The organism is Thermotalea metallivorans (genome assembly GCF_001562415.1).
In the GTDB taxonomy this organism is placed as follows: domain Bacteria; phylum Bacillota; class Clostridia; order Peptostreptococcales; family Thermotaleaceae; genus Thermotalea; species Thermotalea metallivorans.
The window spans coordinates 1-5,919 of the sequence record NZ_LOEE01000053.1; the positions used below are offsets into that span (position 1 = coordinate 1).

Sequence of the window (5,919 nt, forward strand, 5' to 3'; positions counted from 1 at the left end):
GTTGATTTTAATGGGGTTTTGTCACTTCTATTATATCACAGAGAGGGGGCTTCTTGGACTTTTTTATTGCCCAAAACTATTGATTTTTCAATATTCATCGCACATCAATTTTGTGCGAAAGTTGATTGATTTAAGCTGAGAAGAGCAGTCTACGACTCACCTCACCGTGCTTTGTAGTGTATCTTCTCCTCAAATCAATCATAACAAATTGGTGAAAACCGCGCACCATTTTTTCATTACTATTTGTGCCGCCGGCGGTAGCGGCGGAATGGAGGTTAATATGGTAAATAGAAGAAAAATGTCTATTATACTTGTATTTGTAGTAACAATGGCCCTATTGGCTATAACGGGTATAAATGCATTTGATAGTAAGGAGGAAAAAATAGCTGCTAAAACAAAAAAAAGATTGGAATACGCATATAGTGATATTAAAAATAGTTTGAAATTGGATGAAAATTTGCAAGATTACAGAAAAGTTACTTATCCGGAAGCCATTGCTTTAAATAGAGAAATCGCAAGAGAAATTGATGATTTGGATCAGTTGGTTCCTATCGGTTCCATTGAACCTCTGTATTTTGTAAAAAATGACTTTTCTGAAATTATGATTCTCTATAAAGAAGCTGATGGAACTAATGTGATGCGGCGTGCCAAAAAAGAAGGGAATCAATGGGAAAAATATGAGAAAAAGATTAAAGGTGCTCCTATTGTGGATATAGACATGATTCGTGTTGATTAAGGGTAACTATTATGCGATAAGTATTAGAAAGGGAGTTAGGATGTTTAATCACATAAATCTTGTACAAAGATCTAATGCTAGATTGGATAACTTATCTATTACAGCTTTTGCTGGGATTTCCCCTTTATTTTGCCATCTGAGCGGCTCTTCTTAGGTTATGGGTCAAGATTCCAAATCCAACCCAGGTTTTTGAGCCAAAAAGACTCCTGTATCGGCTTCGATTCAAGCCGTACTTTCTTTTTAACAGACTGATTTTGGCTTCACCGGCCGCACGAAACCGTTGCAGACTTTGAAACCATGACCGCTTTTCATGGTCCGCTCTCTTCTGACTCTTTTTCCCCCTGGCAGGGAAGCTGATATGTCGAACATCCCTTTCGGATAATTCTTTTTCTTCTGTCTTCAAATCCCTCTACGGCATGGGAGGCAAATCTTTTGATTTTCTGAACGATATTGGTGATTACCTTTACACCGTCCTGCAATAAGGTGGCATCCGTAGGATGATGTATCTCTGATTCGACTACGGTGGTATCTACCCGAAGTTTGCGATGTTTGAGGGTCCCTTCTTCCTTTAGTTTTAAAACAAGTATATCATTTAGCTGCTTTATTACTTCGTCTCCATACCTTTTGCAGGCTTTCATCAGTGTTGTAGGATCAGGCATTTTTTCATCCAGCGGTATTCTGCAAAACATACGCCAGGTAATACTATCTCCCACTTCTTTCACCAATGTTTCGAAGCCAAATCCATATCGATGCTTCAGATACATCAAATGTCTCTATGGGAACGGTTGGACGACCCCGATGGGTATTATGTTTTTCAAGAAATGGTTTCATAAATCTTTCATCGTCGAGAATAGCATCTATCTTTGCCAGTTCATCAGGAAGTTTGCGAATTTCTTCGGGAAGGATACTGTCCCATAAAGTTAATTGGGGCTCTCTGAGTTTTAACGTTTTTTACTCACCTCAAAAGAATATTTTCAAGAATATGCTCAATGATTCCTTGCAGAAATTTATTCTATATCCCATATGTTTATAATAATTAATTCTACATTTGAGCTACAAATTCATTTTTGCCTATCAAAATCTTTGATTTTTTCAGGGGAAACTAATTATTACATTTCAACGACCTGTTTTGCAAGGATCATTGCATATGAGTGTGAGTTTGATAGACTGGATGTAGAAGGGATAAATATTTTTGATGGGGATAGAAGAATGTTTACCCTAGATTAGTTATTACTTTTGAAAGGGAAAGGGGGATTAAGTGATGAATCATGTGCGTACACCAGACACTTACAAGAAGTTACTACTTGCTATCAATATTCAAAAGCAAAAGGAGGATTTTCTATGAACATCAAAAAATTACTAAGTTTTCTTTTGATCTCGATACTCATGTTCTCTAGTGTTTCTCTAGCAGAGGTAGAACCCGATTTAAGTAATATAGATACGATGAGGAAGGAGGAACTAACCGAGACATATAAGAAAGAGTTAAAAGCTGCAGGATTAAGTGAAAGAAACATAAAGTTTTGGACAGTTGAGGAATTAAGAGATTTATTAAAAAACAACGGCATTTTTCAAGGTAGTGATGAATCCTACACCTTGTTTGTTACCTATGGGAAAGGTCAAGGTAGTGAGCTGACCAAAGAACAAATAAAAGCTAACACTGAAAAAATAATGACCATACCCCTTACTAAATCTGAATTTGATGGTCTTAAAACATATAAGGATAAGAAGGCTTTATTAGATCATCTTAACGGATCGGATATTGTTCCTAGCTTAAAAAACTATAACAAAGCAGAAATCGCTGTTAATGAAGACGCTGCACAAGCGGATGAATTCACTCCAATGCAAGAAGGTTTGGTCACTACTCTAGCTGCATCAACCAGTAATGTAATAGATGCTGGTGTTTTATATACAAGTATTGATGTCACGGATTATTCAACAACTTCAACTTGTACAAAACAGCTAGGATTTGATTTTGAATGGACTACCATGCCACAGTGGGTATTGGTTGATGGTCTTGGTATATCTCATACAGGTTCATCCTTAAATCTGACAAACTACACCTCAAAAGGTGGGTATATTAATCATTATGCGAATCAACAATGGACAGAGGAATCTCTGTATACTGAGTATGAATCCTATGGTGTAAAAACAGAAGATATAGATTTATATCTCAATGATATGCAGGTGTTCGGCAGAGTTTATATGAAAATAGGTAACTCAAAGTCAGCTGTCCCAAAAGGAGCATATTTTACAATCTATGGACAGTATGGCCATGCTAAATATGCTGGTTCTGTTTCCGTATCGTTAGGATATGGAAGCATATCTTTAACCCCATCTGGTGGGTCTACAGTCGTTAAATCTTCTCAAGTTAGTAAGAGCAATGTACTAACATATTAGAATCATTATAAGTCTTGTATTTCTGGTTTTTAGAGGATAATATAATTCATAAGGAGCATTTATGAATTTATTTTTTTTATTACTCATATGATTCTTTCTTAAACATCATGATGGGGAGGTATATATGAACAGTATTAAATTCATTTCCAGAACAATAATAATCTTGGGATTAATACTTATTTCAGTTTTTACATTTGTGGCGCTTTGGGCATTTTTTAAAGGAGTTGGGCTACTGGCAGGAGTAATCCTTTGGTTACAATTTTTTATCTTAGTGAAACAAAGAATACTATATCTTCAAGTAAGGGAACTCAAAGAAAAAATAAGAGATAGGCATTCTGATACTGAATAAAATTAAGCCTGAATTATTCATCATAATTTATCTAGCATTGCTTCGTGCCGCATAGTTACAGTAGTTTTGCATTATTATTGGTTTCACTTAAAAAGTGAAACCAATACAATAGAAACTCACATTTCGCACCCTTATCACAAAGTTAACATAATTTTAGATATTCATCAGATATTCATATGTTCATATGGCATAGTACCAGAAAATATTCTTGCTCAAGCAATAAAATGCCCGGGAATACCCATACATCAGTAACCATTTCCATTACTGCCATTATCTGCTACAAAATATCCCCATCCTCAAGGATCAAGCAAGCCGTCTATTGTAATATCAAGTAGTGAAAGAATCGTCATAACTCTGTCCCGTTCTCTGTCACTGTAAAAGCCATACCTATAGTTGTTTTCCCCTACTTTTTCAAAGGTTGTATGTTGAAGCGACTCCAGAATAAGATTAAGCGTAGGCTTCTCTGTTCTGCTGTTATTCCACCCGATTTTCGGTGCTTCCTCTTTTGATTCACTGATACTCTTGCGAACTTTGTACTGAATAAGTGCACGAATCAACAGTGAGACATGCAATAGCATCATCAAAGCATCTATCCGACCCGGTGTCTTGAGGAATATGGCAGATGCAATTGCCGGTTCTTTCAAAAGTTTGAACTGTATTTCCACAATTGACTGATCTTTATATTGCCGTAGTACTTGCTCACCGGTTAGTTCGGATTGCTCTACATTCGTAATTACTACAAAGCATTCTCCCCCATTCCTTAATTCTTCTGCTCTAGTTTCGTTAATGCCAATAATCTGAGCACATACTTGCCACGTAACCTTTACCTGTGGCGGTTTTGGATTCTTACCCGGGTTCCCTACGGGCCTTTTTTCTGTCTTTATTTCTTTAAATTCAACTGCAGCCTTATACAAATTCTTTTTATGGGACTTCTCAAAGCGCTCCCATTCCTTTTTGGCATCAGCTTCACACACAAAGGTCTTCTTTGATAATTCATTAATGCTTTTTTCCAGTTCAATTTGCTGTTTATGTAGCTTATGGTCATATCTCTCTTTTCCAGCACTGCTTCTTACTACGATAAGCCACACATCATTCCCTTCTATCGTTCGATGATACTCCTGTAATTCATAGGTACAAGTTTTCTTTCCTGAACCGATTTTCCCTACATCTATCCATTGATCATCTTGATAGGCTTGTTTGATGACCTTCCCTGCAATTTTGTTATAAAAGTTTGCAGGACACCGTGAGATGAAACGTACTCTTTTTCCAGGTTCCATCAGCTGTTGAAACAGCGGCAGATTGATAAGCTTGGAGTCAGCGATATAGGTAATGCTGGCAAGTCTTTCTCCAAAGGTCCCTTTCACCAGCTTTATGGCCTTTTCATTCCATTCGGTATCAGAGGTATTGCCATTCATGTTTGGGGCTGCAATAGCTATTCCGTGCTCATTTACAATCTTGCCTACTACTACTTGTTTGCATTCCGGACGTCGATCTTTGTTATGTCCTCTTAGAATACGTAACCCTTCTTCGTCTTCCTGGTCACTTTGTTCATAGGCTCCATAGAGGAAACGGTTGTTGTATCAGAATGTAGACGATTAAAAGCAATATTGAACTTGCTGTATAACGATAAGCATAAAGTGGTGAATAAGCTTTCCGGCTTTGCTTCGCTGATCCGATCCAGTGCCCGGGCAATGGCATCATCATTGAGATGCTTTGGTGTAACAGCTTTACCAAAAAGAGCTTCAGTGTCAATCCCGGCAAAAGCCTCTTGAATTCTAAAGAGAGGTATTCGTACCTTTAGAAACGTAGCCAATATTACCGCTTTGGCAAGGTTTCCCGGAGATACTTTCCAGTGCCTTGAATCCCATTCTACTGTTCTATCTATAAAGTCTACAAACCCAATAGTATTCAATATTTTATTGGGTATTAACAATACCAAAGGGAGCTTGGGATTAGGTTCCTGTGTCAAATGCTTGAATGTTAGTTTTATCTTTTGTCTTTTTTTTCGTCTTAGTCGCCATATCGAATTCCTCCACATTATATATTATTTGAGAAATTCGACATGTTATCGGTTTATCTTTCTTGTTAATATAAAATATTGACTGGTAATTTATTCATACGAAATGTGAGCTACTAAAGTTAAACAACTTGTATTTGCACGACACTATTACAAATAGGTTAAGTTTTAGAAGCGTAAATCTATAAGAAAGGAAGTGTCCGCAAATGACAAATCGAAGAACTTTTACAGAGGATTTCAAAACAATGATAGTAGAATTGATACAATCCGGTAAAACAATCAAGGAAATTTGTAGCGAATATAGCCTAAGTGAAACAGCAGTCCGAAGCTGGGTAAAAAAGAAATCTCCAATTAACATAGAAGGAGATGTTACAAGCCTTGAAGAAATCAAGAAAATTAAAAAAGAAATTGCAAAGCTCA

At 36.8% G+C, this 5,919-nt stretch carries 6 protein-coding genes and 1 pseudogene; 4 read left to right on the forward strand and 3 right to left on the reverse strand.

The window, feature by feature from the left end; genetic code table 11:
- Positions 1 to 280 precede the first annotated feature (280 nt).
- Complete coding sequence (locus tag AN619_RS11530; RefSeq protein ID WP_068557106.1) at positions 281 to 736, forward strand: hypothetical protein; 456 nt, start codon at positions 281 to 283, stop codon at positions 734 to 736.
- A 124-nt stretch (positions 737 to 860) separates the two neighbouring features.
- Here AN619_RS11530 and AN619_RS15675 read toward each other — a convergent pair.
- Positions 861 to 1,642, reverse strand: a pseudogene (locus tag AN619_RS15675) (transposase).
- A 435-nt stretch (positions 1,643 to 2,077) separates the two neighbouring features.
- Here AN619_RS15675 and AN619_RS11540 point away from each other — a divergent pair.
- Positions 2,078 to 3,133: a hypothetical protein gene (locus AN619_RS11540; protein ID WP_068557110.1), complete on the forward strand. Its 1,056-nt coding sequence runs from the start codon at positions 2,078 to 2,080 to the stop codon at positions 3,131 to 3,133.
- Between the two features lie 124 nt (positions 3,134 to 3,257).
- Positions 3,258 to 3,482 carry a hypothetical protein gene (locus AN619_RS11545; RefSeq protein WP_068557112.1) on the forward strand — a complete coding sequence of 75 codons (225 nt, stop codon included), beginning with the start codon at positions 3,258 to 3,260 and terminating at the stop codon, positions 3,480 to 3,482.
- A 296-nt stretch (positions 3,483 to 3,778) separates the two neighbouring features.
- Here AN619_RS11545 and AN619_RS11550 read toward each other — a convergent pair whose 3' ends face one another.
- Both AN619_RS11550 and AN619_RS11555 read right to left on the reverse strand, forming a co-directional pair.
- On the reverse strand, positions 3,779 to 4,996 hold the full coding sequence (locus AN619_RS11550; protein WP_242867392.1) for an IS1634 family transposase: 1,218 nt from the start codon (positions 4,994 to 4,996) through the stop codon (positions 3,779 to 3,781).
- The gene (locus AN619_RS11555) at positions 4,990 to 5,451 is read right to left on the reverse strand and encodes a DUF4277 domain-containing protein (protein ID WP_198153296.1); all 462 of its coding nucleotides are present in this window, start codon (positions 5,449 to 5,451) and stop codon (positions 4,990 to 4,992) included. The genes AN619_RS11550 and AN619_RS11555 overlap by 7 nt, the downstream gene beginning before the upstream one ends.
- A 254-nt stretch (positions 5,452 to 5,705) precedes the next feature.
- Here AN619_RS11555 and AN619_RS11560 point away from each other — a divergent pair.
- Positions 5,706 to 5,919 (forward strand): transposase (locus AN619_RS11560; protein ID WP_068557118.1); only part of this gene is annotated, 214 nt, incomplete at its 3' end.